Consider the following 26,995-nt stretch of genomic DNA (forward strand, 5'->3'; position numbering starts at 1 on the left):
GGTTATCGGAAACGCTTGCTGTCCTCGCCCATATCCAGGGAGAGTCCTTGAGTAATGTTCGTCAAATGATCCGCATCGGTTTCGGAGCCCAGCTTGATCATCAAGCGCAGATCATTGGCAGAGTCCGCATGCGCCAACGCATCTTCGTAGCTGATCTCACCGTCGCGATACAACTGGTACAAGGCCTGATCGAACGTTTGCATACCCAATTCCGTCGAGCGCTTCATGAGCGGCTTGAGCTCATGCACCTCTCCCTTCCGAATCAGGTCTGCCGCCAACGGCGTGTTGATCAACACTTCGATAACCGCCCTACGGCCCTTACCATCAACCGTGGGAACCAGCTGTTGAGCCACAATGGCCTTGAGGTTGAGCGAAAGGTCCATCCATATCTGCTGATGCCGATCAGCCGGGAAAAAGTGGATGATCCGCTCCAACGCCTGGTTCGCATTGTTAGCGTGTAACGTTGCCAAACACAGGTGGCCGGTCTCGGCGAATGCCACCGCATACTCCATGGTTTCCCGAGTACGTACCTCGCCGATCATGATGACATCAGGTGCCTGACGAAGCGTGTTCTTCAGCGCGACCTCAAAAGACTCTGTATCCAGGCCCACTTCCCGCTGCGTCACAATGCAGTTCTGGTGCTGGTGAATGTATTCGATAGGGTCTTCGATCGAGATGATATGGCCAGTGGAGTTCTTGTTGCGGTGACCAATCATGGCAGCTAGCGACGTGGATTTGCCCGTGCCGGTTGCCCCGACGAACAGCACCAGGCCACGCTTGGTCATGGACAGTTTTTTCAACGCCTCGGGCAGACGCAACTGATCAAGCGTAGGGATGTTTACCTCGATACGCCGAAGCACCATGCCCACCAGGTTACGCTGATAGAACGCACTTACCCGAAAACGCCCCACCCCTCTGGAGCTGATCGCAAAATTGCATTCATGCTTTTCGGCGAACTCCGCTCTCTGCTGTTCATTCATGACGCCAAGGACCACTTCCCGAGCCTGATCAGGCGAAAGCGGCTCCTTGGTTACCGGCAGAACACGACCGTTCACCTTCATGGACGGTGGAACACCGGTTGTAATGAATAGATCGGAGCCGCCCTTTTCGACCATCAGCCGCAGCAGCTTTTCGAATTCCATCAGAAGTTCTCCGGAATCTTGGCTTTCTCACGAGCGCTGTCGCGACTGATCAACCCCTTCGCCAGCAGGTTTTTCAGGCACATATCCAGCGTTTGCATTCCAAGACCACCACCTGTCTGGATGGCAGAGTACATCTGCGCCACTTTGTCTTCACGAATGAGGTTGCGGATCGCAGGCGTCCCAATCATGATTTCATGGGCAGCCACACGGCCCCCGCCGACCTTCTTGACGAGGGTCTGAGAGATAACGGCCTGCAGCGACTCGGACAACATCGAGCGAACCATGGATTTCTCTTCGGCCGGGAAAACGTCCACGATACGGTCGATCGTTTTGGCGGCCGATGTGGTGTGCAGCGTACCAAATACCAAGTGTCCGGTTTCCGCAGCGGTCAGCGCCAGCCGGATCGTTTCAAGGTCACGCAGCTCACCGACCAGAATGATATCCGGGTCCTCACGCAGCGCAGAGCGCAATGCCTCCGAGAAGCCTAGAGTATCGCGGTGCACTTCCCGCTGGTTGACCAGGCATTTCTTGGACTCGTGAACGAATTCGATCGGGTCTTCGATAGTCAGGATATGGTGATACTTGGTGTTATTCAGGTAATCCAGCATGGCCGCCAGCGTCGTTGACTTGCCGGAGCCTGTAGGACCGGTGACCAACACTAGACCACGAGGAACATCGGTTATCTTGCGAAACACATCGCCCATTCCCAGCTCTTCCATCGAAAGCACTTTAGAGGGAATAGTACGGAATACGGCACCCGGTCCACGGTTCTGATTGAAGGCATTGACACGAAAGCGTGCAATGCCTGGCACCTCGAACGAAAAGTCGGTTTCAAGGAATTCTTCATAATCCTTGCGCTGCTTGTCATTCATGATGTCGTAGATGAGCGCATGCACCTGCTTATCGTTGAAAGCGGGCAGGTTGATGCGTCGAACATCGCCGTCGACACGGATCATGGGTGGCAAACCGGAGGAAAGGTGTAGGTCGGATGCACCCTGTCTGGCACAAAACGCCAGCAGTTCCGTGATATCCATGAAGACTCCCTTAATACAAACAAGCAGGTAGAATGCCGCCTTATCAGCAGCGGTATTTAGAGAACGAGGTTGAATGTCAACGATAGCTGAAAATATCGCAACAGTACGCACCCGTATCCAAGCCGCAGCGCAGGCTTGTGGTCGTGACCCTGAGACCGTTGGTCTACTTGCCGTCAGCAAGACCAAACCGGCATCGGATCTACGCGAAGCGTACAACTGCGGGTTACAACATTTTGGCGAGAACTACCTGCAAGAAGCGATCCAGAAGCAGGAGATATTGAAAGATCTGCCCTTGACCTGGCATTTCATCGGCCCGATTCAATCCAATAAGACACGCTCGATCGCTAGCCATTTCGATTGGGTGCATTCCGTTGATCGCCTGAAAATCGCCCAGCGGCTTTCCGAGCAACGCCCAGAGGACATGCTCCCGCTCAATATTTGCCTACAGGTCAATATCAGTGGTGAGGCCAGCAAGTCAGGATGTTTGCCAGAAGAACTGCCTGAGCTGGCCCGTGCCGTTGCTCAGCTGCCCAACCTCGTCTTACGTGGGCTGATGGCTATACCAGAAGCCGCTACGGAACCTGAGGCGCAGCATGCTGCCTTTTCATCCCTACGAAAACTCAGCGAGGCGCTGAACCTGAATCTTGATACCCTGTCCATGGGCATGAGCCACGACCTGGAAGCAGCGATTGCCGAGGGCGCGACCTGGGTTCGAATCGGTACAGCACTGTTTGGTGCCAGACATTACAGCGCAACCCCTTCGCCTGCTTCTCATTAAGGAATTTACCTATGAGCGATACCCGCATCGCCTTTATCGGCGCCGGAAACATGGCGGCCAGTCTGATTGGAGGTCTTCTCGCACAGGGACTGCCGGCCAGCTGCATTACTGCAAGCAATCCTGACGCTGCACAACGCTCAGCGCTTGAGTCTGACCATGGGATTCAGACATTCACGTCTAACCTTGAGGCTGCCCAACAGGCTGATGTAATTGTCCTGTCGGTCAAGCCACAGGTCATGAAAAGCGTCTGTGAGGAGCTCTCCAGCGCACTTACCGGCACTCAGCTGATCGTTTCTGTTGCAGCTGGAATCACCTGTGCCAGCCTGACTCAATGGCTAGGCGAGCGTGCCCTGGTGCGCTGCATGCCCAACACCCCGGCACTGCTTCGCCAGGGTGCCAGCGGCCTGTATGCCAACGAGCATGTGTCATCAACCCAGCGCGATCAGGCTGAGCAGTTACTGTCTGCCGTAGGCCTTACCGTCTGGGTAGAAGACGAAAAGCAACTGGATGCCGTAACGGCAGTATCAGGCAGCGGCCCAGCGTATTTCTTCCTGATGATGGAAGCCATGACCCAGGCCGGTGAAGCACTTGGCCTGGACAGGGAGACATCAGCACGGCTGACCCTGCAGACAGCCCTTGGCGCTGCCCAGATGGCCTTGAACAGCGAGGCGTCACCGGCCGAACTGCGCCGCCGCGTCACTTCACCTGGCGGCACTACCGAACAGGCCATCAAGACCTTTCAGGAGGGCGGCTTCGAGGCCCTCGTTCAACAAGCACTTTCAGCGGCTGCACGCCGCTCGGCCGAGCTGGCGAAAGAGCTCGGTAAATAAGGAGTAGTCATGTACGGATTGAATACCGCCCTGATTCTTATTCTGCAAACGCTTGGCAGTCTTTATCTGCTCATTGTTTTGCTGCGCTTCATTCTACAACTCGTGAAGGCAGATTTTTATAATCCCCTGAGTCAATTCATCGTCAAAGCCACACAACCCTTGCTGCGCCCGCTACGCAGAGTCATTCCAGGCTTTGGCGGCATCGATCTGGCATCGCTGGCGCTTGCGGTACTGGTACAGCTGGTTCTCATGGTTCTGCTGCTCCTCCTGACCAACGTTGAAGGCATAAACGGCCTCACCCTGATCACCATGCAATATGGCGTCGGCGGAGCAATTGCCCATCTGTTCATCTGGTCGTTGATTGCCGTGGCGTCCCTGTTTCTCAAGGTCTTTTTCTTCGCCATGATCATCAGCGTGATTCTCTCCTGGGTCGCGCCGGGCAGTTACAACCCCAGTGCCCAGCTTGTAAACCAGATCTGCGAACCTGTGCTGGCGCCTTTCCGTCGCCTTCTGCCCAACCTGGGCGGGCTGGATATCTCGCCCATTTTCGCGTTCATTGCGATCAAATTGATCGACATGCTGGTCATCAACAACCTGGCCATGATGTCAGGTATGCCGTCGGTCCTCGCACCGTTCCTGTAAGCGATGGCCCCATCTGTTCGGTGGGGCCTTTATTGTTAACCATTCACACACTTTGCGTGACCGCCTAGAGAATCCCGTCGGGTCTTGATTGACGCAAGACCCGCCTTACGGCACCGTACCGCCCTTTATTACGCTCATGATGATGACAGGGATGGGGTATGGAGCGTCTGTCTCAGCAAGTCGATGCCTACGCGACTTGGAAGCTTGAACTCATACAGCAGATCAATCGCTACAGCGGCTGGCTTGTTCGTAATCGCCTCAATTCGCAAAGCCTTGATGAAACCCTGGCACGCTGTGTTCAGATCCTGCGCGACGATCACATTACGCTGGCTTTCGCTGGTGAGTTTTCGCGTGGAAAAACCGAACTGATCAATGCCTTGTTCTTTGCCGACTACGGGCAGCGCATGCTGCCGTCCCAGGCTGGCAGAACAACCATGTGCCCTACCGAGCTCTTCTATGATGTCAAGGCAGAAGCCCCGTATATTCGGCTTCTACCTATCGAATCACGGCTGGATGACCTCAGTATTGCAGATCTGAGAAGCGATACGGCCCGTTGGAAACAGATTGCACTGGATTACGAACAGCCGGACCTCATGGCAGCTGCGCTCGGAAAGGTCGCCGAAACGCGCCTAGTGCCGGTTGAGCAGGCCATATCCCTTGGATTCGATGCCGAGCAGCTGGACAAGCCCAGCAAGGACGGAATGGTCGAAATCCCGACCTGGCGCCATGCGATCATCAACTTCGATCATCCCTTGCTGCGTCAGGGCCTGCGCATACTCGATACGCCAGGCCTCAACGCGCTTGGCAGTGAGCCTGAACTGACACTTTCGATGCTTCCAGCCGCTCAGGCCGTACTGTTTCTGCTCGCGGCCGATACGGGGGTTACAGCCTCCGACCTTCAGCTGTGGGAGCATCACATCAAGCCAACCAGTGACGACGCGGAAGGCTCGCTGTTCGCGGTACTCAACAAGATCGATACCCTCTGGGGCGACCTGAATGGTGACGAATCCGTCGATCAGTCCATCCAGCGCATTCGTGAGGTCAGCGCTCGTCATCTGGGCATTCCCATGACGGATGTACTGCCCTTGTCTGCCAAGCAAGCCTTGCTTGCCAAGGTACGCCATGACACAGCGCTGCTTGAGCGCAGCCAGTTGGCCGCCCTCGAACGCCTGCTCTGTGACCGTATCGTTGGGCACAGAGAGCGTTTGCTACAAAGCCGAGTGGTCAATCAGGTGATTTCACTTCTGGCGAGCAGCCATGCGCTTCTGGGCGAACGCTTCGAGGATATGAAGCGGCAACATGCATTACTGGAAAATGCCGCTACCGGCTCGACGCTGGCAGAGCAGATAGAAAAAACACGTGAGGAGCATGCGCTTTATCACAAGCGGCTACTTAACCTGCGCACCACACAGCGGATGCTTCAGGGGCAGGCCGTCCTACTTAACGATGCCCTGAACCCGGCACGCCTTGAAAGGCACCTGACCGACGTACGCAATAACCTTGCAGGAAGCTGGACCACACTAGGCATCAGCGAAGCGATCCATCGCTTCTTCCAAAGCGTCGAACACGACATGTTATCCCTTTACTACGAGGGCGAACGTGCGAACAAGGTTCTTCAGTCGATTTACCAGCGTCACAACGAAGAAAATCCTGGCCATCGCCTGGATGCTCCCCGTTTGCGTGTCAAAGCGCAGATTCGTGCGCTTCGCCAGCTACAGCAGAAGTCGGATCGTTTCCGTCGTCAGATGAAAACGCTGTTTACTGAACAGCGTGTGCTGACTCGCCGGTTCTTTGCAACGCTGGTAAAGGAAGCGGTCTTCGTGCATGAGCAGGCCTGTCGGGAAGCCAAACGCTGGAACGAGGTTGCCCTGCTGCCTCTCATTCAGTTTACTCGCGAGCACAAGCAGTTGCTGGAATCCAATATGCTGGAGCTCAAGGCGCTGACCCAGCAGGCGCTGGATACCCAGCAACAGAAGAGTCGTCTGCAAACCTACTGCGAAACACTGGCAGGTCAGCTTGATGAGGCCAACGATATCTTGCGACAGTTGCGCCGCCCTGCTCCGGCCCAACGCCATGCCAAGGTCGTCGCTCTCCCCGGGGTAAGTGTCGCCTAGCCACATCGGGCCTTTATCCGATGCGGCAAGCACCCCGCTTGCAGGATGCTTGCCGCTTGCGATGGCGCTCTTTAGACTGGCGCCCTCTCACGTATAAGAGCCTTAAATGCCCAGCGTCATACCCCCTGATTCCGTAGGCCTGGTTACGCCTCAGGTCCTTCACTTCTCCGAGCCGCTCCCCTTGGCTTGCGGCAGGTCTTTGGCCGAGTACGATCTGGTCATCGAGACGTATGGAGAGCTCAACGAAAACCGTAGCAATGCCGTGCTCATTTGCCATGCCCTGTCCGGCCATCACCATGCGGCGGGCTACCACAGCATGGAGGATCGCAAGCCGGGCTGGTGGGACAGCTGTATCGGTCCAGGAAAGCCCATCGATACCCGCCGGTTCTTTGTCGTCGCACTGAACAACCTGGGCGGCTGTAACGGATCAACAGGCCCAGGCAGCGCCAATCCTGCTACAGGAAAGCCCTACGGCGCCGACTTTCCCGTCATTACCGTGGAAGACTGGGTCAATAGCCAGGCACGTCTGGCTGATGCGCTAGGCATTCAACAATGGGCGGCCGTCGTAGGCGGCAGCATGGGAGGCATGCAGGCCCTGCAATGGACCATCAGCTACCCTGATCGTGTACGTCACTGCATGGCTATCGCCTCGGCGCCCAAACTGTCAGCTCAGAACATTGCGTTTAATGAAGTGGCACGCCAAGCCATTCTGACTGATGAAGAATTCCATGGGGGTCGCTTCTATGAGCAGAACGTCGTACCCAAGCGAGGACTCATGCTGGCCCGCATGGTAGGTCACATCACCTATCTGTCCGATGACGCAATGGGGCAGAAGTTTGGCCGCGAACTCAAGACAGACAAGTTGAACTACGACTTCCACAGTGTGGAATTTCAAGTCGAAAGCTACCTGCGCTATCAGGGCGAAGAATTTTCAGGCCGCTTCGATGCTAATACCTACCTGCTGATGACCAAAGCGCTGGATTACTTTGATCCCGCCAGTGCACACGATGGTGATCTAGCCAGAACGTTTGCAGATGCAAAGGCTGATTTCTGCATCATGTCCTTCACGACAGACTGGCGCTTCTCACCGGCCCGCTCACGCGAGATCGTGGATGCCTTGATTGCAGCGAAAAAGAATGTCAGCTATCTCGACATCGACGCGCCACAAGGGCATGACGCTTTTCTTCTACCGATCCCCCGGTACCTGGAAGCCTTCGTTAGTTATATGAATCGCATTGCTGTATGAGGGCCTGAACGTGCGTGCCGATCTGGATATCATCAAAGACTGGATTCCCGCCGGTAGCCGGGTCCTTGACCTGGGATGTGGTAATGGCGAGCTGCTTGCCTATCTGCAGACAAACAAGCAGGTCACCGGCTATGGCCTTGAGATCAACGACGAAAACATCAAGCAGTGCATTCGCAGAGGTGTAAACGTCCTTGAGCAAGACTTGGATAAGGGGCTGGGGAATTTTGCCAGCAACAGTTTTGACATTGTTGTCATGAGCCAGGCCCTGCAAGCGGTGCATTACCCTGATCGTATTCTCGAGGAAATGCTGCGCGTAGGCAGAGAATGCATCATTACCTTCCCGAATTTTGGTCACTGGCGCTGCCGCTGGTATCTGGCCCGTAACGGGCGAATGCCGGTATCGGAATTCTTGCCTTATACCTGGTACAACACGCCGAACATCCACTTCTGTACGTTTGAGGATTTCGAGCGTCTGTGCCACGAACTCAAGGTCAAGGTGCTTGACCGGCTGGCCGTTGACCGTCAGCACCGCCACGGCATTGGTAGCCGCCTGTGGCCCAACCTCCTGGGCGAGATCGGTATTTATCGCGTGACGGGCCAGTCGTTGTAAGACAGGTTCGTCACGCTGACTCAGATGACGTCATGACCCGCCATCTGAATCACGTACATCGACTTTCCAGATTTCATATCATGCGAGCAGGCATTCGCCTGTCTCCGCCTTAAACCAGAGATGACACGACATGATTCAATTGTCCGAGCTGGTGCTGGCCAGCCACAACGCCGGTAAGCTCAAAGAACTTCAAGCCATGCTGGGAGATGCCGTCAAGGTGCGCTCCGTCGGTGAATTCAGTCCGGTCGAACCGGAAGAGACTGGACTTTCCTTTATTGAAAACGCCATTCTCAAAGCGCGTAATGCAGCGCGTGTATCCGGCCTGCCCGCCCTGGCCGATGACTCCGGCCTTGCTGTCGACGCCTTGGGTGGCGCGCCCGGTATCTACTCGGCACGCTATGCAGAAGGACGCGGCGATGCCGCGAACAATGCAAAGCTGCTCAAGGCTCTTGAAAGCACTCCTGAAGCCGAGCGTGGCGCTCAGTTTGTCAGTGTGCTGGCCCTGGTTCGCCACGCTGATGACCCGCTTCCTATCGTTTGTGAAGGGATCTGGGAAGGGCGCATCCTCTTCGAAGCCCGAGGTGAGCATGGCTTTGGGTATGACCCTCTTTTCTGGGTGCCCGAGCGGGACTGCTCGAGCGCAGAGCTGGCACCTGAGGAAAAGAACCGTATCAGCCACCGTGCCCGTGCCATGGCTATTCTTCGTGAGCGGCTCGGACTTTGATTCGATCAGCCTCGTTCGAACTGCCGCCCCTGTCGGCCTATATCCATATTCCGTGGTGCGTGCGTAAATGTCCTTATTGCGACTTCAACTCGCATGCAGCAGGACCCAAGCTACCTGAAGAGGCCTATGTCGATGCCTTGCTGGCAGACTTGGATGCGGACCTTGTCCATGTGCATGGCCGACCACTGACCTCCATCTTTTTTGGAGGTGGTACTCCCAGTCTGTTTTCAGCCAGGGCGCTGGGGCGCTTGCTTGAAGGCGTCGAACGCCGCGTTGCCTTTGCTTCCAATATCGAAATTACCCTTGAGGCTAACCCAGGGACATTCGAACAGGACAAGTTTGCCGCCTACCGGCAGCTCGGCATCAACCGGCTTTCAATTGGCATCCAGAGTTTTCAAGATGCCAAGTTAAAAGCCTTGGGCCGGATCCACGGGCAGGACGAAGCGGTTCGAGCCGCCGAGATGGCACGTCGGGCAGGGTTCGATAACTTCAATCTGGACCTCATGCACGGCCTGCCAGACCAGAGCGTTGCCGATGCGATGGCAGATCTTGAACAGGCGATTGCCCTCGCGCCTACGCATATTTCCTGGTATCAGCTCACCATGGAGCCCAATACCGTCTTTTGGAGCCAGCCGCCTGAGCTACCCGAAGACGATACCCTCTGGGATATTCAGGAAGCGGGACAGGCTCGACTTGCCGAAATGGGTTATCGGCAATACGAGACCTCGGCCTATGCCCAGCCTGGACGCCAGGCACGTCACAACCTGAATTACTGGACATTCGGTGACTTCCTTGGAATTGGCGCGGGCGCCCACGCCAAGCTGAGCGCACCTGATGGTCAGATTATTCGCACCTGGAAGACGCGCCTTCCCAAGGACTATCTGGATTCTGCCAAGCATTTCCAGGCCGGTGAGCGTGTACTGATGCCAGCAGAGCTGCCCTTTGAATTCATGATGAATGCCCTTCGCCTGGTAGAAGGCGTTTCAAGTGAGCAGTATCCACAGCGAACCGGCCAGCCCCTGGAAAGCCTATCTGGGGCACTGGAAGCGCTACGCGGCAAAGGTCTGCTTGAGAAGGATTCGACCAGGTTGGCCCCTACGTCCCGAGGGCAGCTTTTTTTGAATGATGTGCTGCAGCATTTTCTGTCTGACTAAGGAGACATGACGCTTGGACTACCTACTTAGCCTTATTGCAGAGGCTTCTCGCTGGTGCCGCGGTCATCTGGCCGAGATCGCCCTGGCTCTGATTTCAACCCTGCTGGTAATGTTCGGCACTGAAATCAACAACTGGATGAAGCAGCGCCTGGGCAATTTGCCTACCTTTGTACGGGTTCCGGTTCTGGCTTCGGCTTCAGTAAGTCTTTACGGCGCAGCAACTACCCACCTGACCCCCTGGGTTGTGAAAGGCTTAGGACAGTTCAACAATTACAGCCTGGCACCCGCCTTGCTGGTCGGTGCTTGTCTGCTGGGTGTTCTAGCCGAGCGACGCTGAGATACGCAGAAAAAAGGCCTGACATCTGTCAGGCCTTTTTTATTATTCGGTACGCTCGAACTTCAGATCCCAGACACCGTGCCCAAGTCGCTCACCTCTACGCTCGAACTTAGTGATGGGTCGCTCTTCGGGACGCGGAACATAGCGCTCATCTGAAGCCTGATTCCGATACCCCGGCGCGACACTCATGACTTCCAGCATGTATTCCGCATAGGGCTCCCAGTCGGTTGCCATATGCAGCACCCCACCAACCTTGAGCTTGCTACGAATCAGCTCGGCAAACTCAGGCTGAACGATACGACGCTTATGGTGGCGGGCCTTGTGCCATGGGTCCGGGAAAAACAGTAGGACCCGATCCAGGCTTGCATCAGCCACGCACTGGCGAAGCACTTCCAAGGCATCGCAGCTATAGACACGCACATTGGACAATTGCTGGGTCAGAAGACCATTCAGCAACGCGCCGACCCCAGGACGGTGGACCTCAACACCAATGAAGTCCTGCTCCGGCGCTGCGGCTGCCATTTCCAGTAGAGAGTGTCCCATACCAAAGCCGATTTCAAAGGTACGAGGCGCTTGGCGACCAAACACAGCGTCGAAATCCTGTAGCCCCGCATCCAGGTCGAGACCGAAGCGGGGCCAGCCTTGGTCAAGCCCCCTTTTTTGACCTTCCGTCATACGTCCCGCACGCATGACAAAACTTTTGATGGTACGCATTGGGCGTGCGGGTGCGTTATCGAATTCCTGATCGCTCATGGCTATTCACAAAGACAGCACGACCCGGCCTGGAGGCCGGGTCGTTAAGGTTAAGATGGAATGAAACGTCGAGATCAGCTGATCAGACCTTCCAGAGGTGACGAGGCGGAGGCATATAGCTTGCGTGGCATCCGACCTGCCAGATAAGCCATGCGCCCTGCCAGGATGGCGTGCTTCATGGCTTCGCCCATCAGGACAGGATCCTTGGCGTGGGCAATGGCGGTGTTCATCAGGACGGCATCACATCCCAGCTCCATTGCAATGGTGGCATCCGAAGCAGTACCTACACCGGCATCGACCAGAACCGGCACCTTGGCCTCTTCCAGAATGATGCGCAGGTTGTACGGATTGCAGATACCCAGACCGGAACCGATCAGACCGGCCAGCGGCATAACCGCAATACAGCCAATCTCCGCCAACTGACGGGCAATGATAGGGTCATCACTGGTATACACCATGACATCGAACCCATCCTTTACCAGGGTATCGGCGGCCTTCAAGGTTTCGATGACGTTTGGGAACAACGTTTTCTGATCCGCCAGTACCTCAAGCTTGACCAGTGAGTGCCCATCAAGAAGCTCGCGCGCCAGACGGCAGGTACGCACAGCTTCAACAGCGTCATAGCAGCCAGCCGTGTTGGGCAGAATGGTATAGCGATCCGGTGGAATGACGTCCAACAGATTAGGCTCACCGGGATTCTGACCGATATTGGTCCGGCGAACCGCAACGGTCACGATTTCGGCCCCCGACGCCTCGATGGCCAGACGGGTTTCTTCCAGGTCCTTGTATTTACCGGTGCCCACCAGCAGACGCGACTGGTAAGTGCGTCCGGCCAGGGTAAGCGGTGTATCTTGACGATTGCTGTTCATGGCAGATTCTCCGGCGGTCTAGCCGCCACCAATAGCATGAACCACTTCCAGCTGATCGCCGTCCACAAGCGTGGTATCGGCGTGCTGGCTGCGGGGTACGATATCGAGGTTTCGCTCCACGGCTACCCGTTTTCCGGTCAGTTCAAGCCGGACGAGCAAGTCCGCCACGGTGGCACCGTCAGGAAGTTCGAAAGATTCGCCGTTCAATTGAATGCGCATGGCAGAAGCGGTCTGAAATGTATGAAGGGCTGCATTCTAGCCCCTTCTGCCACGATGACCAACGTTGTATCGTCATCTAGGCCAGACGCCAGGCCACCAATCCAAGACAAACCCACCCTGCCAGGAAGGCGAGCCCGCCAAAAGGCGTGATGATGCCCAGCTTGCTGATACCGGACAATGTCAGAACATAAAGGCTGCCAGAGAACAGAATAATCCCTATGGCGAAGAAGGCGCCGGCCAAGCTGACCAGACGTCCCTGCAGATGCGTCGCCAGCAGGGCAACGCCCAGCAATGCCAGGGCATGTATGAGCTGATATAACACGCCGGTCTGGAATACAGCCAGGTGCTCCGGCGACAGTCGCCCTTTCAAACCATGGGCGGCGAATGCACCAAGGCCGACGCCAGTAAAGCCAAACACGGCGGCCAGCATGAGAAACGTACGAAGCATGGATAACTCCCAGACAGAATCGAAGCGATCGTTATAATGGACCGCTCATAACTAAAGACCAAGTCGCATGGTGCGCTCTCTTCTACGCCGTCTATTTCGCTACACACTCATCTCCATGGCTGCGAGCGTACTGCTCGTGTTGCTCTTTCGCTGGGTGCCCCCACCCGGCTCGATGGTCATGGTCGAACGAAAGATAGAATCCTGGATCGATGGCAAGCCCATCGATCTGTATCGGGAATGGCGGCCATGGCGTGAACTACCAGACAACCTGAAGATGTCGGTGGTGGCAGGAGAGGATCAACACTTTAGTGAGCACTGGGGCTTCGACATGGACGCCATTCGTCAGGCCTTCAGCCATAACGAAGCCGGTGGTTCCCTACGCGGAGCTAGCACGATCAGTCAGCAGGTTGCCAAGAATCTATTTCTCTGGACGGGCCGTAGCTGGGTACGTAAAGGCCTGGAAGCCTGGTTTACCGTGCTGATTGAAACCCTTTGGCCCAAGCAACGCATCCTGGAAGTTTACCTCAACAGCGTTGAATGGGATTCTGGCATCTTCGGCGCTGAAGCCGCTGCGCAGCACCATTTCGGTATTGGCGCACCGTACTTGTCGGATCGACAGGCCAGCCTGCTGGCTGCCATCCTGCCCAACCCTAGGGAATGGAGTCCAAGTCATCCTAGCGCTTACGTTAGCCGTCGTGCCAACTGGATACGGCAGCAGGTCCGGCAGTTGGGCGGTAGTGACTACCTGTTGCACATGAAATAAAAAAGGCCTTGGTAATAACCAGGGCCTTTTTTTGATCAACCTGCGAGATAGGACGAGCGGGTCAATCCCAGACGCAAGGCATCCAGATACTGCGTACGCTCGCGTGCAGTGAGCTTTGCTCCGGCTACCTTGTCGCGGTAGTAGGTCATCAGCTCCTCTGGCGAGAGGTGCACATAGCGAAGCATGTCTTCAATGGTGTCATGAGTCTCGATGCCACCATGACGCACAGTGCCATCCGCATCCTGATAGACGTTGACCGAGTCCGTATCGCCAAACAGGTTATGCATATCGCCCAGGATTTCCTGATAGGCACCTACCAGGAATACACCCAACATGTAATCTTCATTCGGACGCACATCGTGAACCGGCAAACTGGTCTCGATACTCTGCTCATCTACGTAATGGTTGATTTTGCCGTCCGAGTCGCAGGTCAGATCCTGTAACACCGCGCGGCGCATCGGCTCTTCATCCAGGCGCGTTAGCGGCACGATAGGCAGGATCTGCCCTATCGCCCAGGTATCCGGCAAGCTCTGGAAAACTGAGAAATTGCAGATGTACTTGTCTGCCAGCTTATCGTTCAGTTCGTCCAACACCTGGCGATGCGAACGCTGGCGTGCCTTGAGCTGATTGTAGAGTCGACGGCAGATCGCAAAGTAGCATTGCTCTGCAAGCGCCTTGTCACTCAGGCTCAGGCGACCTGACGCATACTGCGCAGAGGCTTCGCTCACGTACTGGGTTGCACGCCAATAGGTCTCGGTCACCATTTCCGGATCGGTATCACCCAGCAGCTCAACCAGCCACTGCACGACTTCAGGCTTGTCGGAGAAATTCTCGATATCAGGCATGGCGTCGTTGTTGCGCTCGACATCGGTTACCTGCATGACCAGCACGGCATGGTGCGCAGTCATGGCACGGCCACTTTCCGAGAAAATGTTTGGATGTGGAAGGCCCTGACGATCGCAGAACTCCTTGAGCATCCCCACGACCGTCGCGGCATAGTCATCCATGTCGTAATTGATGGAACTGGCGTTACGCGAGTGCGTACCGTCGTAGTCCACACCCAGGCCACCGCCCACATCGACATGATCGACCGGCAATCCAAGCGCGCGCAGTTCGGCGTAATACCGAATGGCCTCACGGAAACCCTGACGATAGTCAGCCAGATTGGCAATCTGCGAACCCATATGGAAATGTAGCAGGCGAACCCCCTGCTCGAGTCCTGCCTTGCGGAAACGCTCGATCACGGACAGCAGCTGTGCCGCCGACAGGCCAAACTTGGACTTTTCGCCCCCGGTATCGGCCCATTTGCTGGAAGCCAGCGATGACAGGCGAACGCGGAGACCTACCTGCGGAGTCACCTTGAGATCGGCCGCCTCTTCAATCACCAGCGGGACTTCGGACTCCTTCTCGATCACGATGAAGACGTTGTGACCAAGCTTGAGCCCCATCAAGGCCAGGCGTATGAATTCGCGATCCTTGTAACCGTTGCAAACGATGGTGCCCCCCTTGGGCGCCAGCGCCAGCACAGCCATCAGCTCAGGTTTGGAGCCAGCCTCGAGCCCGATCGACACATTACGCGTGGCAATAATGTTCTCGACGACCGCTTCCTGCTGATTGACCTTGATCGGATACAGGGCCGTGTACTGACCACCATATTCCATTCGCTCGATATTGGCATCGAACGCACCGGTCAGTGCCCGCACGCGACCTTGCAGAATGTCAGGGAAGCGCACCAATAGAGGCAGCGAAAGGCCCGCCTCGCACAGTTGCCCCACCAGTAGATGAAGGTCGATGGGCTCTCCATCGGGACCATGAGGACGGACTTCGACATTGCCGATGTCATTGATAGCGAAGTAGCCAGCGCCCCAGTGGCGAATGCCGTACACACTACGGCTATCGGCTACGGTCCATTGGCTGCCGTCATCTTTGCGCGTACGTCGTGGGGACATCCGCCAGATTCTCCTGTTGAAAGGTAATAAGGTGTTGACCGCAGATCGCTGCGGTAAGTTTGGATAGATATGGCCTGAACGTGGAACCGTTCGTTTAACCGCCGGACTTCTTGGCTTTGAAACCGCGTTTGGTCAGCTCGTCAATCAGCAGGTCGACATGATCGCCCTGAATCTCGATGACGCCATCCTTCAACGCACCACCAGTACCGCACCGCCGCTTCAGTGTGCTCGCCAATTCTTTCAATTCATCGGCCGTCACAGGCACACCACTGACCGTGGTCACGGTCTTGCCGCCACGACCTTTGGTTTCGCGGCGAACACGTGCAATACCGTCTCCAGCCTGCACGGGGGCCTGCTTACAGAGGCAGTCAGCGAGAGGTTTGTTACAAGCCGGGCAATGACGACCACTATCGGTGGAATACACCAGGCCGCCGAGACCGGCAAAGGAAGAGGCTTTCTTGACCACCGGGCATTCCTCACAGGGTCAGGATAGCGACAGGCTGGAGAACCAACCAAGAGCGCCCCACTCTGGCAGGGGCTGCGCATCAAAAGGTCGCGCAATTTACCAGCATTGAACGCAAATGCTAAGTACAAATTTGCGTCAATGCTGGATATTTTCATGACAGGCTCACAGAAAACCTGCTGCTGGGCTCATTACCCTTTTCGTGTCGGTGGCGCCATGAATTCCGGCCCTACCGGATCAGTCACATGTCGGGTCAGAATTTTATCGATTTCGTCTAGCTCCTCCTGGCTCAGGGACCAGCCGAATGCCTCGTCTACTCCCTCGATCTGCTCGGGCTTTCGTGCGCCCCACAGCGCAATCGTTGGGCCCTTATCAAGAATCCAGCGGATAGCCAGCGCCAGGACCGTCTTGTCATGGCGAGCACGGGCGTAATCCTCCAGCGCGGCCACTGCTGCAAGGTACTGCTCAAAACGCGGTGACTGAAACTTTGGATCGACCTTGCGCAAATCGTCCCCATCAAACCGTGTCGAGGGTGACATTTTACCGGCCAGCAGGCCGCGGCACAGTGCCCCGTAAGCCAACACCGCCAGCCCGTGATCCTTGGCATAAGACAGTACGTCCTTTTCGATATCGCGCTCGAACAGGTTATAGGGAGGCTGTACCGCTGCCAGAGGGGCAACATCGCGAAAGGCATCCATCTGCTCAGGCGAGAAGTTGCTGACGCCCAGGGCCAGCACTTTTCCTTCCTGGCGCAGCTTTTCCAACTCGCGGGCAGTCTCGTCAATGGGCGTCAAGGGGTCTGGCCAATGTACCTGGTAAAGGTCGATGTGATCGGTCTTGAGGCGACGCAGGGAGTCTTCGATTTCCTGACGGATACGGGCCGGAGTAGCGTTACGGAATGGGCCGTCATCATTCCAGTCCAGTGCAACCTTGGTAGCAATCACTGCTTTATCGCGTATTCCTTCCAGCGCCTTGCCCACGATCTCTTCGGAATTGCCGAAACCATAGACGGGCGCAGTATCAATCAGATTGATACCACGCTCTACTGCACTGCGGATCGTGGCGATGGCCTTGGATTCATCACTACCGCCCCACATCCAGCCGCCAATCGCCCAGGTACCCAGGGCGATGCGGCTGACGGGACGGGATATACCTTGAATAGTCAATGTTTCAACTGACATGAGACCTCCTGTATGGCTCAGGGGTGGATAGGCTGATAACGCCTGATAAGCGCAAGACATGCGTATGGAGAGGTATTGAACAGGCCGTTCAATGAAAGTTGCCTGGCTGCAGCGCAACACTGCAGCCAGGCGAGGTATCAACCCTGCTCCATCAGCTGGCGCAAGTCGATAATTGCCGCATTGGCGCGGGAGATGTAATTGGCAATCACCAGGGAATGGTTAGCCAGAATACCGAAGCCACTGCCATTGAGAATCATCGGGCTCCAGACCGGCTGCTGAGCGGCCTCCAGCTCACGAATGATTTCGCGCACGTTTACCGTTGCGTTCTTCTTGGCCAGCACATCGGCAAAATCTACTTCGATAGCGCGCAGGATATGAGACAGCGCCCAGGCCTGCCCGCGTGCCTCGTAGAAAACGTTATCTATCTGAAGCCAGGGCGTTTTAACGATACGCTCGTGAACTTCAGGCACCTGTCCGGGGAGCAGATCCTGATTGGGATTGATGTCAGCATCCAGACGAGAGCGGCCCACACTGGCGGAGAGCCGTTGTGACAGGGACCCCAGGCGAGTCTCTACGTCGCCCAGCCAGTTACGCAGGTTATCGGCACGCGCGTAAAAGAGCGCACGCTGCTGCTCCTGCCCACCCAGACGCGCCAAGTAAAGGTCAAGGGAGCGAATACCCGCACGATATTCAGACTCCGAAGACGGCATCGCCCAGCTACGGTTGTCAAAGTTGAAGTGTGGCTCGGCCTTGGCCAAATCAACATCTTCCGTTGACTGAGACTGAGAGCGGGCAAAGTCCTTGCGCAGCGCACGGGAAAGATCACGTACCTGCACCAGGACGCCGTATTCCCAGGAAGGCATGTTGTCGAGCCAGAGACCAGGGGGCGCAACATCGTTGGACAGATAGCCGCCTGGCTTGTCGAGCAAAGTGCCCGCCACCATCTTGAGTGTCTCTACCGTGGTATAACCCAGGGCCAGTTTGCGTTGAGCGGCAGCCGCCGCTTCCTGGGCATGCTGCTGGACAGGAAAGCGGTCCGGCTCGCGGCTCCAGTACCAACTCAGGATAAACATCACGAGCAGATAAAGGCCGATGATGATAGCCACGGCGCGCAGCCAGGGGCGGCCGCCAACAGCCGAAGCGCCGTCTGTCCGCCGCCTCCAACTGCTTGTACGATTCTTCCAGTCCAGCATGATGTTATTCCTTATAGTCGACTCCAGCGTTCGACCACGTCTATGACAAGGGGTTGCCGATTAAGTACGCTCGGTAGTGTACATAAGCCGTTCAGCTCTTGGTCCTAATGTTGCTCGATCCTGAGCCGATGACCTAGCAAGGCGATGCTGGTAGGCTTTAGTGATGGCCTATCGCCACCGATCTTTACTCAGGACGAGCCGGACTACCATGAGCGAGCATGACGATCCTTCACTGGACCGTATCAAGAACCATTTTGCCCAAAGGGTCATCACCCAGGCCAGACATGTTCTGGAAATCTGGCAACGCCTGCATCGTGTGGAGTGGAGTACGGCAAGCCTGGAAGAGCTGACCGAGGCCAACAATCGCCTCCTGCGCTATGCCCAGCGATTCGATCAGCAGGAGCACAACCAGCTGGCAGAACGGATTGCTGGCTGTCTTTTGGCCGTCGAGGCCAACCGGGGACGCCTGACCAGTACAACGATTTCAGAACTGAGCCAGCTCATGCAAAGCTTGTCTCGCACTGGCTTACGCCATGGCGATCAGCTGGAAAGCACCAACCTGCCCCCGTTGCGCAAGCCTATTTATATTGCCCTGCAGGATCGGGAGCGCTCTGAGCGCCTGGCCCTGCAAATGGAGTACTTTGGCGTCACGATTCATATCTTCGAAGACGCAGTCACATTCCGCCAGGCTATTTCCGAGCGCCACCCGGCAGTGCTCATCATGGAAGTGGATTTCAACGGCCCGGGCGCAGGTCTTCAGCTGACAGCCGAAATCCAGGCGAACTTGACTATCAAGCTGCCAGTGCTGTTCTTCAGCCATGAGGAAGCCGATACCGCCATGCGTCTGGCAGCCGTACGCGCGGGTGGCCACGAGTTCTATACCGGCACCCTGGATGCCTCGCACCTGCTTGAAAAGGTCGAAACGCTGACCCGCGTCGCCTATTACGACCCGATCCGCGCCCTGATCGTCGACGACTCGCGCGCTCAGGCGATGCACACGGAAATGTCCCTGAATAGCGCTGGTATTGTGACGCGCACCCTGCTCAACCCGACTGCCGTGATGCCGCATCTTGCCGAGTTCAACCCGGACCTGATCATTCTGGACATGTATATGCCGGAATGCATGGGGACGGAGCTGGCCAAGGTCATCCGTCAGCATGAGCGCTATGTAAGCGTCCCGATTATCTACCTTTCGGCTGAAGGTGATCTGGACAAGCAGCTGGATGCCATGAGCGAAGGCGGCGATGATTTTTTGACCAAGCCGATCAAACCCCGCCACTTGATCGCCACCGTGCGTACACGCGCCGCCAGGGCACGTAACCTCAAAGCGCGCATCGTTCAGGACAGTCTGACAGGTCTGTATAACCATACCCACATTTTGCAGCTCCTGGAGGACGCGAGTTTTCTGGCTCGCCGACGCAGCAAAAGCCTGTCGTTTGTCATGCTCGATATCGATCACTTCAAAAAAGTGAACGATCAATATGGCCATCCTATGGGGGATCGCGTAATCAAGAGCCTGGCCCTGTTTCTGAAACAGCGCCTGCGCAAGACCGATCATATCGGCCGTTACGGTGGCGAGGAGTTCGCCGTGGTGCTGCAGGACACCGATAGCCAGAATGCCCTGCGACTGATCGATGAAATCCGCAAACGGTTTTCAGAAATTTGCTATCCAGCCCAGCAGGAAAGCCTCTTCTGCACGTTCAGCGCAGGGGTTGCACAGTTGCAGCCCGACCAGGACATCAAGAGCCTGGCCAGGCAGGCTGATGAGGCGCTTTATCAGGCCAAGCGCGGTGGGCGTAACCGCGTGGAAATCTATCAGCCCCAGCCGTCAGCCTGACAATCCATCACGCATATGGAGACAATTCCTGAGGGCTAGCGGCGAACGCTTTCGGTATCATGGCCGGGAGTTTCACCTGCCGAGAGTGTCATGCGCCGCCTGTTATTTCTGCTTTTGCTGATTATCGCCCCGCCCGTCTCTGCCGGCCTGTTTGACGGTAACCGTCCTGCATCGACTCTTGGCGCTTCAAGTAACGCCAGCGTCTTTCTACCTGTTGACCAGGCGTTCCGGCTGGAGCAGCTCGAATCCACTCCTGATAAACAGGTGCTGCGTTTCATTATTGCAGACGGCTATTACCTGTATCGGCATCGCTTTCAATTCAGCACACAACCAGAGGGCCTGACACAGGACATTGTCTTACCGGCTGGAGAACCCAAGCATGATGAGTGGTTCGGCGATGTACAGGTTTATCATCATGTAGTGGATATCGAGGTCCCGCTGGCCCAGGCAGGAGCATCCGGACAGCTGTTCATTACCTACCAGGGCTGCGCGGACAAGGGGCTGTGTTACCCGCCGGAAACCAAGCAGATCGCATTGGGTGATGCCTCTGCCTTACCCGCTACCGTGCCCTCTTCAACGACAGTCGAAACCGCATGGCACTGGCGTGACATGCTCCTGTTTTTCCTGGCAGGCCTGGGGTTGACCTTTACCCCTTGCGTACTGCCCATGCTGCCTATCATGTCTTCAGTCCTGCTTCACGGTCGGGACAGAAGCTCTCATACAGCAGGCCGCGGGTTATTTCTTTCTCTGGTGTATGTCGTGCACATGGCAGGGTGCTTTGCCCTCCTGGGCTCGCTGATGGGGCTTTTTGGCGCAAGCCTCAATCTGCAGGCACGTCTGCAGTCGGCCTGGGTGCTCGTTCCCTTTGCTGCATTCTTCGTAGCCTTTGCACTGGCCATGTTTGGACTGTTCGAGCTTCGCCTGCCCGCCTTTATCCGAAACCCAGTCGACCGCCTGGCCAGTGGCGCGAAGGGCGGCTCCGTACTAGGTGCAGCCACGCTGGGCGTTCTTTCCAGCCTGTTGGTATCGCCGTGTGTCTCGGCGCCACTGGCGGGTGCATTGCTCTACATCAGCAGCAGTGGTGATGCGTTAGGCGGTGGACTCAAGCTGTTTGCTCTGGGCTTGGGGATGGGTACTCCACTTATTCTTTTTGCTACAGGCGGTGGGGCTCTCCTACCCAAATCCGGTGCCTGGATGGTGGGTGTACGAAACGCCTTTGGCGTTCTGCTCCTCGGAGTAGCCGTCTGGATGCTGGAACGCTTGCTGCCCGGCCCTGTGGCATTGGCCCTATGGGGCTTGCTGGCCGGCGGAACCGGGCTGTTCCTTGGAGCCTTGGAGTTGACACCCAAGACTCCCCGTCAAAAGCTGGCTCAGCTTTTGGGACTGGCCTTGCTGGTCTATGCCGTAGCGGCATGGATTGGTGCGCTGCAAGGCCGCTCAGATCCGCTTCGCCCGCTCACAATGACCTCATCTCCTGCCACCCTGTCTAGCAGTACCAGCGCCTCGAATTGGCAGACGGTCAGTACGCCCGCCGAACTGGATGCTGCCTTGAAGGCCGCAAAGGATGCGGGGCAACCCCTTCTGCTCGACTGGTATGCCGACTGGTGCATCAGCTGCAAGGTAATCGAGCGTGAAGTGTTCAACGATCCTGCCATCATGGCCCGGCTGACTGCCTTTCGTCTGATACGCTTCGACATTACGGCCAGCAACGCACAACAGCGTGCTCTTCTGGATCGTTACCACCTCTTTGGCCCGCCCGCGATCCAGTTTTTTGATCGCAAGGGACAGGAAGCCCAAGACCTGAGGGTCATTGGTGAAATCGGCGCAGATGCGTTTGCCAAACACCTCGAACGCGCTCAAGAAACCTTATAACCCCCAATTAGATAAAATTTCGCCCAACGTGCTGGCATTTACAGCAAACATCGGGCGACTGGACAGTCAGCGAGCAATGCGGCATAGTCCGCGGCCATCGCTTTGCCTGTTGAAGGATGTCGTCATGGCTACGCTGCTGGTCCTGCATGGACCCAACCTGAATCTGCTGGGCACCCGCGAGCCGGGCGTCTACGGCGCAGTCACGCTGGATGAAATCAACCAGGATCTCAAGTGTCGCGCGGAAGCGGCCGGACATACACTGGACTATTTCCAGAGCAATGCCGAGCACCAACTGATCGAACGAATCCATGCCGCTCGTCATGAAGGCGTGGATTTTATTGTGATCAATCCTGCTGCCTTCACTCACACCAGCGTTGCGCTACGTGACGCATTGCTGGCTGTGAGCATCCCATTCATCGAGGTGCATCTTTCAAACGTGCACAAGCGAGAACCCTTTCGTCATCACTCCTACTTTTCAGACGTTGCCGTAGGGGTGATCTGCGGTCTCGGTGCCAGCGGTTATCGCATGGCGCTTGACGCTGCAATCGAAATGACAGGCAAGGCACAGAACGCCTAGCCGCTGCATAACCGGGCATTGAATCGACACCTCGATGTGCCCGACAAAAACTTAAACGTAACAGACCTTAGGGGAGTGCCAACGTTAATGGACATTCGTAAAGTCAAGAAGCTGATCGAACTGCTGGAAGAATCCGGAATCGACGAACTGGAGATCCGTGAAGGCGAAGAATCCGTTCGCATCAGCCGTCAGAGTCAGCGTGCTGTACAGACTGCTGTCTACGCTGCTCCGCCCGTCGCTGCCCCGGCTGCTGCACCCGCTCCGGTTGCTGCCCCGGCTGCCGAAGCACCCGCTGCGCAACAACTGACAGGCAACGTGGTTCGCTCGCCCATGGTAGGCACTTTCTATCGCGCCTCCTCTCCTACCTCCGCGCCTTTCGCCGAAGTGGGTCAGGCCGTGAAAAAAGGCGATATCGTCTGCATCGTTGAAGCCATGAAAATGATGAACCACATCGAAGCCGAAACCAGCGGTACCATCGGCGCTGTCCTGGTCGAAAACGGCCAGCCGGTTGAGTTTGACCAGCCGCTGTTCACCATTGTCTGATCGACAGGAGTCCGCGATGCTGGAAAAAGTCCTGATCGCCAACCGCGGGGAAATTGCCCTGCGTGTGGTTCGTGCCTGCAAGGAGTTGGGCATCAAGACGGTGGCCGTACACTCCACCGCTGATCGTGAGTTGATGCACTTGTCCCTGGCCGACGAATCGGTCTGCATCGGCCCCGCCCCGTCTCCTCAGTCTTACCTGAACATCCCGGCCATCATCAGCGCAGCTGAAGTTACCGGCGCCACCGCTATTCACCCTGGCTACGGCTTCCTGGCAGAAAATGCCGACTTTGCCGAGCAGGTCGAGCGCTCCGGCTTTACCTTTGTCGGTCCGACCGCAGACGTGATCCGCCTAATGGGCGACAAGGTCTCCGCGAAGGATGCGATGAAAAAGGCAGGCGTACCCACGGTTCCCGGCTCCGATGGCGCGATGCCAACCGACGAAGCCGAGTGCCTGCGTATTGCACGCGAAGTGGGCTACCCGGTCATCATCAAGGCGGCTGGCGGCGGCGGTGGCCGTGGCATGCGCGTTGTTTACGAAGAGTCCGAGCTGATCAAGTCCATCAGCATGACTCAGACCGAAGCAGGCGCTGCGTTTGGCAACTCTACGGTTTATTTGGAAAAGTTTCTGGGCAACCCGCGTCACGTGGAAGTTCAGGTTCTGTCCGATGGCCAGGGCAATGCCGTTCACCTGTTCGACCGCGACTGCTCGCTGCAACGTCGTCACCAGAAAGTCATTGAAGAAGCACCTGCCCCGCAGATCGACGAAAAGGCACGTGCCGAAGTACTCGCCCGCTGCGTTCAGGCCTGCGTTGAGATCGGTTACCGCGGTGCCGGTACGTTCGAGTTCCTCTATGAGGACGGCCGTTTCTACTTCATCGAAATGAACACACGTGTTCAGGTGGAGCACCCGGTTACCGAGATGATTACCGGTGTCGACATCGTCAAGGAGATGCTGAGCATCGCCGCTGGCAACAAGCTGTCGATCAAACAGGAAGACATCAAGATCACCGGACACGCCATCGAGTGCCGGATCAACGCGGAAGACCCCAAGACCTTCATGCCCTCGCCTGGTTTGGTCAAGCACTTCCACGCGCCGGGCGGCAATGGCGTACGGGTCGATTCGCACCTGTACAGCGGTTACAAGGTTCCGCCGAACTACGACTCGCTGATCGCTAAGCTGATCACCTGGGGACGTGACCGTGACGAGGCCATGGCCCGCATGCGTAACGCGCTGGATGAACTGATTGTCGATGGCATCAAAACCAATGCCGACCTGCATCGCATGCTTACACGCGATGAAGCCTTTAGCAAAGGCGGTGTGAACATCCATTATCTGGAGAAGAAGCTAGGCTTGAAACACTAATAGCCTTGCTTGAAGCCCGGGCCGCACATGCGGCCCGTTGCTTTTTAAACTACCCATTTACGTATTTGAAAGGTTTCGCCATGCCGTGGCTGCAAGTCCGACTCGCCATTACCCCTGATCAGGCAGAGCCCTATGAAGACGCCCTGCTCGGCCTGGGTGCTGTTTCCGTGACATTCATGGATGCAGAAGACCAGCCCATTTTCGAGCCGGACCTGGGCACAACGCCTCTTTGGAGCAAGACGCATCTGCTGGCCCTGTTCGAGTCAGATATCAATGAGCAGGACCTGGCGAAACACCTGACACTTATTGCAGGTACCGGCGCTGATTTTCATATCGAGCATATCGAGGATCAGGACTGGGAACGCAGCTGGATGGATAACTTCCACCCCATGCGCTTTGGTCAGCGCCTCTGGATCGTACCCAGCTGGCATGAAGCGCCCGAGCCGGGTGCAGTCAACCTGCATCTGGATCCCGGGCTTGCTTTCGGTACGGGGACGCACCCCACCACTGCACTGTGCCTCGAATGGCTGGATGGACAGCCACTTGAAGGCTATCAGGTTATCGATTTTGGCTGCGGCTCGGGCATTCTGGCCATCGCGGCACTGCTGCTGGGCGCAACGCGTGCCGTAGGAACGGATATCGACGTACAGGCGCTTGAGGCCTCTCGCGACAATGCCAATCGAAACGGCGTTGACCCAGCCCGCTTCCCGGTCTACCTGCCAGCCGACATGCCGGACGAACCGGCTGATGTCGTTGTTGCCAATATCCTGGCCGGCCCGCTTGTAAGCCTCGCGCCACAATTGAGCCGCCTGGTAAAATCGGGCGGCCGACTGGCCTTGTCCGGCATTCTGGCGGAGCAGGCGGAAGAGGTACGCGCCGCCTACAGTGCCGATTTCGAGCTGGATCCTACGGCCGAGCGCGAAGGCTGGATCAGAATTACGGGCATAAAACGCTAAGATGAACGACGTGCGGCAAAAAAGTGGCTTCAACGAGCCACTTTTCAGCCTTGAGCGTTAGAGTAAACTAGTCGGCTTTTCCGCAGGACCAGACCAGATCGCCATAATGACTGAAACCTACGTCACTCAATGCCCGCATTGCAGTACTCGCTTTCGAGTCAAGCAGGAGCATTTGGCGATTGCCCAAGGCAACGTGCGTTGCGGCGCCTGCCTTGAAATCTTCGATGCCACTCAGCATCTCGAAGGATTGCCGACACCGCTCAAGCCCGTCATCGAGTCGACAGCCGTCGTCATTCAGCCTGCGCCCCCTATGGCTCAGTCACCTTCGACGCAGCCCCAGTCTATCAGCCATGTTTCAGATGCCGCCGAAGCACTGCCCAAGCACCCTTCGGACACTCTATTGATCCATGATGACCTGGATCTGGACGGGCTTGACCTGGATGAAGAGCTGGCCAAGCTGGACGCCATGGAGTCGGCGCAACGCCTTCCTCCCCTGCCAACATTTGGACAGCAGAAACCCGCCTCGAAAACCACACCGGTTTATGATGAAAGCTGGGCTGAGGCCCTGCTGCGCGAGGAAAGTGCAGAATCTGACAACGAGCAGCGCCAGGAACCGACTTTAACGCTCGACACCATCGAGGAAGATCATGCTCATGAAGAGCCCTCGCTAGGGCTGCATGCCTCGAATGAGGCAGACGAGCCCGAGCTTGAATCATCCCTGAGGGCTGACGAGAAGGACAATCACGATCAGTCTATCGAAGCGGCCGAACCTCATGTGGGCGACACGGCGCCCTCTGACCGGGAAGCCACGCCTGTACGTGCCGAGCCCGCTCTGCGTAACGACACGTTGCTCGACCTTCATGACGAGCCATTGCAGCTCGACTGGCAACCGCCGAAGAAGCAGTGGGCCAAGCGGCTCGGCTGGGTGCTGTTGAATCTGGTTGCCCTGTTTGGTCTATTTGCTCAGTACGTTGGCTTTCATTTCGACGAGCTGGCGCGTCAAGACCAGTATCGCCCCTGGTTTGTTCAGTTCTGCGCGTGGGCGGACTGCAAGGTTCCGTCCAAGGTCGATGTAAAACAGATCCGTAGCAGCAACCTGGTTGTACGCAGTCACCCAGAATTTTCAGGCGCGCTACAGGTCGATGCGATCCTGTATAACCGGGCAACGTTCTCACAGCCCTTCCCGCTTCTGGAACTGCGCTTTGCCGACCTGAATGGGCAGCTCATTGCCAGCCGTCGGTTCAAGCCGTGGGAATACCTGGGCGGCGAATTGAAAGGACAGACCGAGATGCCACCGCAGACACCTATTCATATCTCGCTGGACATTCTTGATCCAGGCAGCCGAGCTGTAAATTACAGCCTCAGCTTTCATTCGCCCGAGTAAAAAACACTCCAACA

Annotated in this window: 27 protein-coding genes; 17 read left to right on the forward strand and 10 right to left on the reverse strand. The window is 56.6% G+C overall.

Going from position 1 to position 26,995, the window contains the following annotated elements; all coding sequences use genetic code 11:
• Positions 1-2 precede the first annotated feature (2 nt).
• Both HMPREF1487_RS04455 and HMPREF1487_RS04460 read right to left on the reverse strand, forming a co-directional pair.
• Positions 3-1,142, reverse strand: coding sequence for a PilT/PilU family type 4a pilus ATPase (locus HMPREF1487_RS04455; protein WP_010795401.1), 1,140 nt, complete (start codon positions 1,140-1,142; stop codon positions 3-5).
• Entirely contained in the window at positions 1,142-2,176 is a 1,035-nt protein-coding gene (locus tag HMPREF1487_RS04460) for a type IV pilus twitching motility protein PilT (protein ID WP_010795402.1), read from the reverse strand. Before HMPREF1487_RS04460 ends, HMPREF1487_RS04455 begins: the two co-directional genes overlap by 1 nt.
• 73 nt (positions 2,177-2,249) lie before the next feature.
• Between HMPREF1487_RS04460 and HMPREF1487_RS04465 the strand changes: the two genes are divergently transcribed.
• From HMPREF1487_RS04465 to HMPREF1487_RS04505, 9 genes are all read left to right on the forward strand, one after another.
• Complete coding sequence (locus HMPREF1487_RS04465) at positions 2,250-2,954, forward strand: YggS family pyridoxal phosphate-dependent enzyme (RefSeq protein ID WP_010795403.1); 705 nt, start codon at positions 2,250-2,252, stop codon at positions 2,952-2,954.
• Positions 2,955-2,965: 11 nt separating this feature from the next.
• The gene (gene proC, locus HMPREF1487_RS04470) at positions 2,966-3,784 is read left to right on the forward strand and encodes a pyrroline-5-carboxylate reductase (RefSeq protein WP_010795404.1); all 819 of its coding nucleotides are present in this window, start codon (positions 2,966-2,968) and stop codon (positions 3,782-3,784) included.
• A 9-nt stretch (positions 3,785-3,793) separates the two neighbouring features.
• Positions 3,794-4,426, forward strand: a complete 633-nt coding sequence (locus HMPREF1487_RS04475; RefSeq protein WP_010795405.1) for a YggT family protein — start codon at positions 3,794-3,796, stop codon at positions 4,424-4,426.
• 158 nt (positions 4,427-4,584) lie between these two features.
• A complete protein-coding gene (locus HMPREF1487_RS04480; RefSeq protein ID WP_010795406.1) occupies positions 4,585-6,540 on the forward strand; it encodes a dynamin family protein in 1,956 nt (651 codons plus the stop codon).
• Between the two features lie 106 nt (positions 6,541-6,646).
• Positions 6,647-7,786, forward strand: a complete 1,140-nt coding sequence (locus HMPREF1487_RS04485) for a homoserine O-succinyltransferase MetX (RefSeq protein WP_010795407.1) — start codon at positions 6,647-6,649, stop codon at positions 7,784-7,786.
• A gap of 10 nt (positions 7,787-7,796) precedes the next feature.
• On the forward strand, positions 7,797-8,396 hold the full coding sequence (metW, locus tag HMPREF1487_RS04490) for a methionine biosynthesis protein MetW (protein ID WP_010795408.1): 600 nt from the start codon (positions 7,797-7,799) through the stop codon (positions 8,394-8,396).
• Between the two features lie 130 nt (positions 8,397-8,526).
• Complete coding sequence (rdgB, locus tag HMPREF1487_RS04495; protein WP_010795409.1) at positions 8,527-9,120, forward strand: RdgB/HAM1 family non-canonical purine NTP pyrophosphatase; 594 nt, start codon at positions 8,527-8,529, stop codon at positions 9,118-9,120.
• Positions 9,117-10,274 carry a radical SAM family heme chaperone HemW gene (gene hemW, locus HMPREF1487_RS04500; protein WP_010795410.1) on the forward strand — a complete coding sequence of 386 codons (1,158 nt, stop codon included), beginning with the start codon at positions 9,117-9,119 and terminating at the stop codon, positions 10,272-10,274. Before rdgB ends, hemW begins: the two co-directional genes overlap by 4 nt.
• A gap of 13 nt (positions 10,275-10,287) precedes the next feature.
• Positions 10,288-10,611: a DUF3392 family protein gene (locus HMPREF1487_RS04505; RefSeq protein ID WP_010795411.1), complete on the forward strand. Its 324-nt coding sequence runs from the start codon at positions 10,288-10,290 to the stop codon at positions 10,609-10,611.
• Between the two features lie 42 nt (positions 10,612-10,653).
• Here HMPREF1487_RS04505 and trmB read toward each other — a convergent pair whose 3' ends face one another.
• The 4 genes from trmB to HMPREF1487_RS04525 all read right to left on the reverse strand — a co-directional run bounded on the left by trmB (position 10,654) and on the right by HMPREF1487_RS04525 (position 12,900).
• Entirely contained in the window at positions 10,654-11,325 is a 672-nt protein-coding gene (gene trmB, locus HMPREF1487_RS04510) for a tRNA (guanosine(46)-N7)-methyltransferase TrmB (RefSeq protein ID WP_218186942.1), read from the reverse strand.
• Positions 11,326-11,438: 113 nt separating this feature from the next.
• Positions 11,439-12,233 (reverse strand): thiazole synthase, encoded by a 795-nt coding sequence (locus HMPREF1487_RS04515; protein ID WP_010795413.1) that lies wholly within the window; start codon positions 12,231-12,233, stop codon positions 11,439-11,441.
• Positions 12,234-12,251: 18 nt separating this feature from the next.
• On the reverse strand, positions 12,252-12,452 hold the full coding sequence (gene thiS, locus HMPREF1487_RS04520) for a sulfur carrier protein ThiS (RefSeq protein ID WP_010795414.1): 201 nt from the start codon (positions 12,450-12,452) through the stop codon (positions 12,252-12,254).
• A 76-nt stretch (positions 12,453-12,528) separates the two neighbouring features.
• Entirely contained in the window at positions 12,529-12,900 is a 372-nt protein-coding gene (locus HMPREF1487_RS04525; RefSeq protein ID WP_010795415.1) for a DUF423 domain-containing protein, read from the reverse strand.
• A 67-nt stretch (positions 12,901-12,967) separates the two neighbouring features.
• Here HMPREF1487_RS04525 and mtgA point away from each other — a divergent pair, with 67 nt between their 5' ends.
• Positions 12,968-13,663: a monofunctional biosynthetic peptidoglycan transglycosylase gene (gene mtgA, locus HMPREF1487_RS04530; RefSeq protein WP_010795416.1), complete on the forward strand. Its 696-nt coding sequence runs from the start codon at positions 12,968-12,970 to the stop codon at positions 13,661-13,663.
• A gap of 35 nt (positions 13,664-13,698) precedes the next feature.
• On the opposite strand, the gene speA is transcribed toward mtgA, so the two are convergent.
• From speA to HMPREF1487_RS04550, 4 genes are all read right to left on the reverse strand, one after another.
• Complete coding sequence (speA, locus tag HMPREF1487_RS04535) at positions 13,699-15,612, reverse strand: arginine decarboxylase (RefSeq protein WP_010795417.1); 1,914 nt, start codon at positions 15,610-15,612, stop codon at positions 13,699-13,701.
• Between the two features lie 94 nt (positions 15,613-15,706).
• Positions 15,707-16,078, reverse strand: coding sequence for a translation initiation factor Sui1 (locus tag HMPREF1487_RS04540; RefSeq protein ID WP_010795418.1), 372 nt, complete (start codon positions 16,076-16,078; stop codon positions 15,707-15,709).
• Between the two features lie 188 nt (positions 16,079-16,266).
• Entirely contained in the window at positions 16,267-17,256 is a 990-nt protein-coding gene (locus tag HMPREF1487_RS04545; RefSeq protein WP_010795419.1) for an aldo/keto reductase, read from the reverse strand.
• A gap of 137 nt (positions 17,257-17,393) precedes the next feature.
• On the reverse strand, positions 17,394-18,449 hold the full coding sequence (locus tag HMPREF1487_RS04550) for a DUF2333 family protein (RefSeq protein ID WP_010795420.1): 1,056 nt from the start codon (positions 18,447-18,449) through the stop codon (positions 17,394-17,396).
• A gap of 208 nt (positions 18,450-18,657) precedes the next feature.
• Here HMPREF1487_RS04550 and HMPREF1487_RS04555 point away from each other — a divergent pair, with 208 nt between their 5' ends.
• From HMPREF1487_RS04555 to HMPREF1487_RS04585, 7 genes are all read left to right on the forward strand, one after another.
• Complete coding sequence (locus HMPREF1487_RS04555) at positions 18,658-20,286, forward strand: response regulator (protein WP_010795421.1); 1,629 nt, start codon at positions 18,658-18,660, stop codon at positions 20,284-20,286.
• A 90-nt stretch (positions 20,287-20,376) separates the two neighbouring features.
• Positions 20,377-22,158, forward strand: a complete 1,782-nt coding sequence (locus HMPREF1487_RS04560) for a protein-disulfide reductase DsbD (protein ID WP_010795422.1) — start codon at positions 20,377-20,379, stop codon at positions 22,156-22,158.
• A gap of 124 nt (positions 22,159-22,282) precedes the next feature.
• Entirely contained in the window at positions 22,283-22,735 is a 453-nt protein-coding gene (aroQ, locus tag HMPREF1487_RS04565; protein WP_010795423.1) for a type II 3-dehydroquinate dehydratase, read from the forward strand.
• Between the two features lie 87 nt (positions 22,736-22,822).
• A complete protein-coding gene (gene accB, locus HMPREF1487_RS04570; RefSeq protein ID WP_010795424.1) occupies positions 22,823-23,278 on the forward strand; it encodes an acetyl-CoA carboxylase biotin carboxyl carrier protein in 456 nt (151 codons plus the stop codon).
• A gap of 16 nt (positions 23,279-23,294) precedes the next feature.
• Complete coding sequence (gene accC, locus HMPREF1487_RS04575) at positions 23,295-24,641, forward strand: acetyl-CoA carboxylase biotin carboxylase subunit (RefSeq protein WP_010795425.1); 1,347 nt, start codon at positions 23,295-23,297, stop codon at positions 24,639-24,641.
• Positions 24,642-24,721: 80 nt separating this feature from the next.
• Positions 24,722-25,597: a 50S ribosomal protein L11 methyltransferase gene (gene prmA / locus HMPREF1487_RS04580; RefSeq protein ID WP_010795426.1), complete on the forward strand. Its 876-nt coding sequence runs from the start codon at positions 24,722-24,724 to the stop codon at positions 25,595-25,597.
• A 106-nt stretch (positions 25,598-25,703) separates the two neighbouring features.
• On the forward strand, positions 25,704-26,981 hold the full coding sequence (locus tag HMPREF1487_RS04585) for a DUF3426 domain-containing protein (RefSeq protein WP_010795427.1): 1,278 nt from the start codon (positions 25,704-25,706) through the stop codon (positions 26,979-26,981).
• Positions 26,982-26,995: the final 14 nt, after the last annotated feature.

Origin of the sequence: Pseudomonas sp. HPB0071, assembly GCF_000478505.2 — a bacterium.
Lineage (GTDB): Bacteria > Pseudomonadota > Gammaproteobacteria > Pseudomonadales > Pseudomonadaceae > Chryseomonas > Chryseomonas luteola.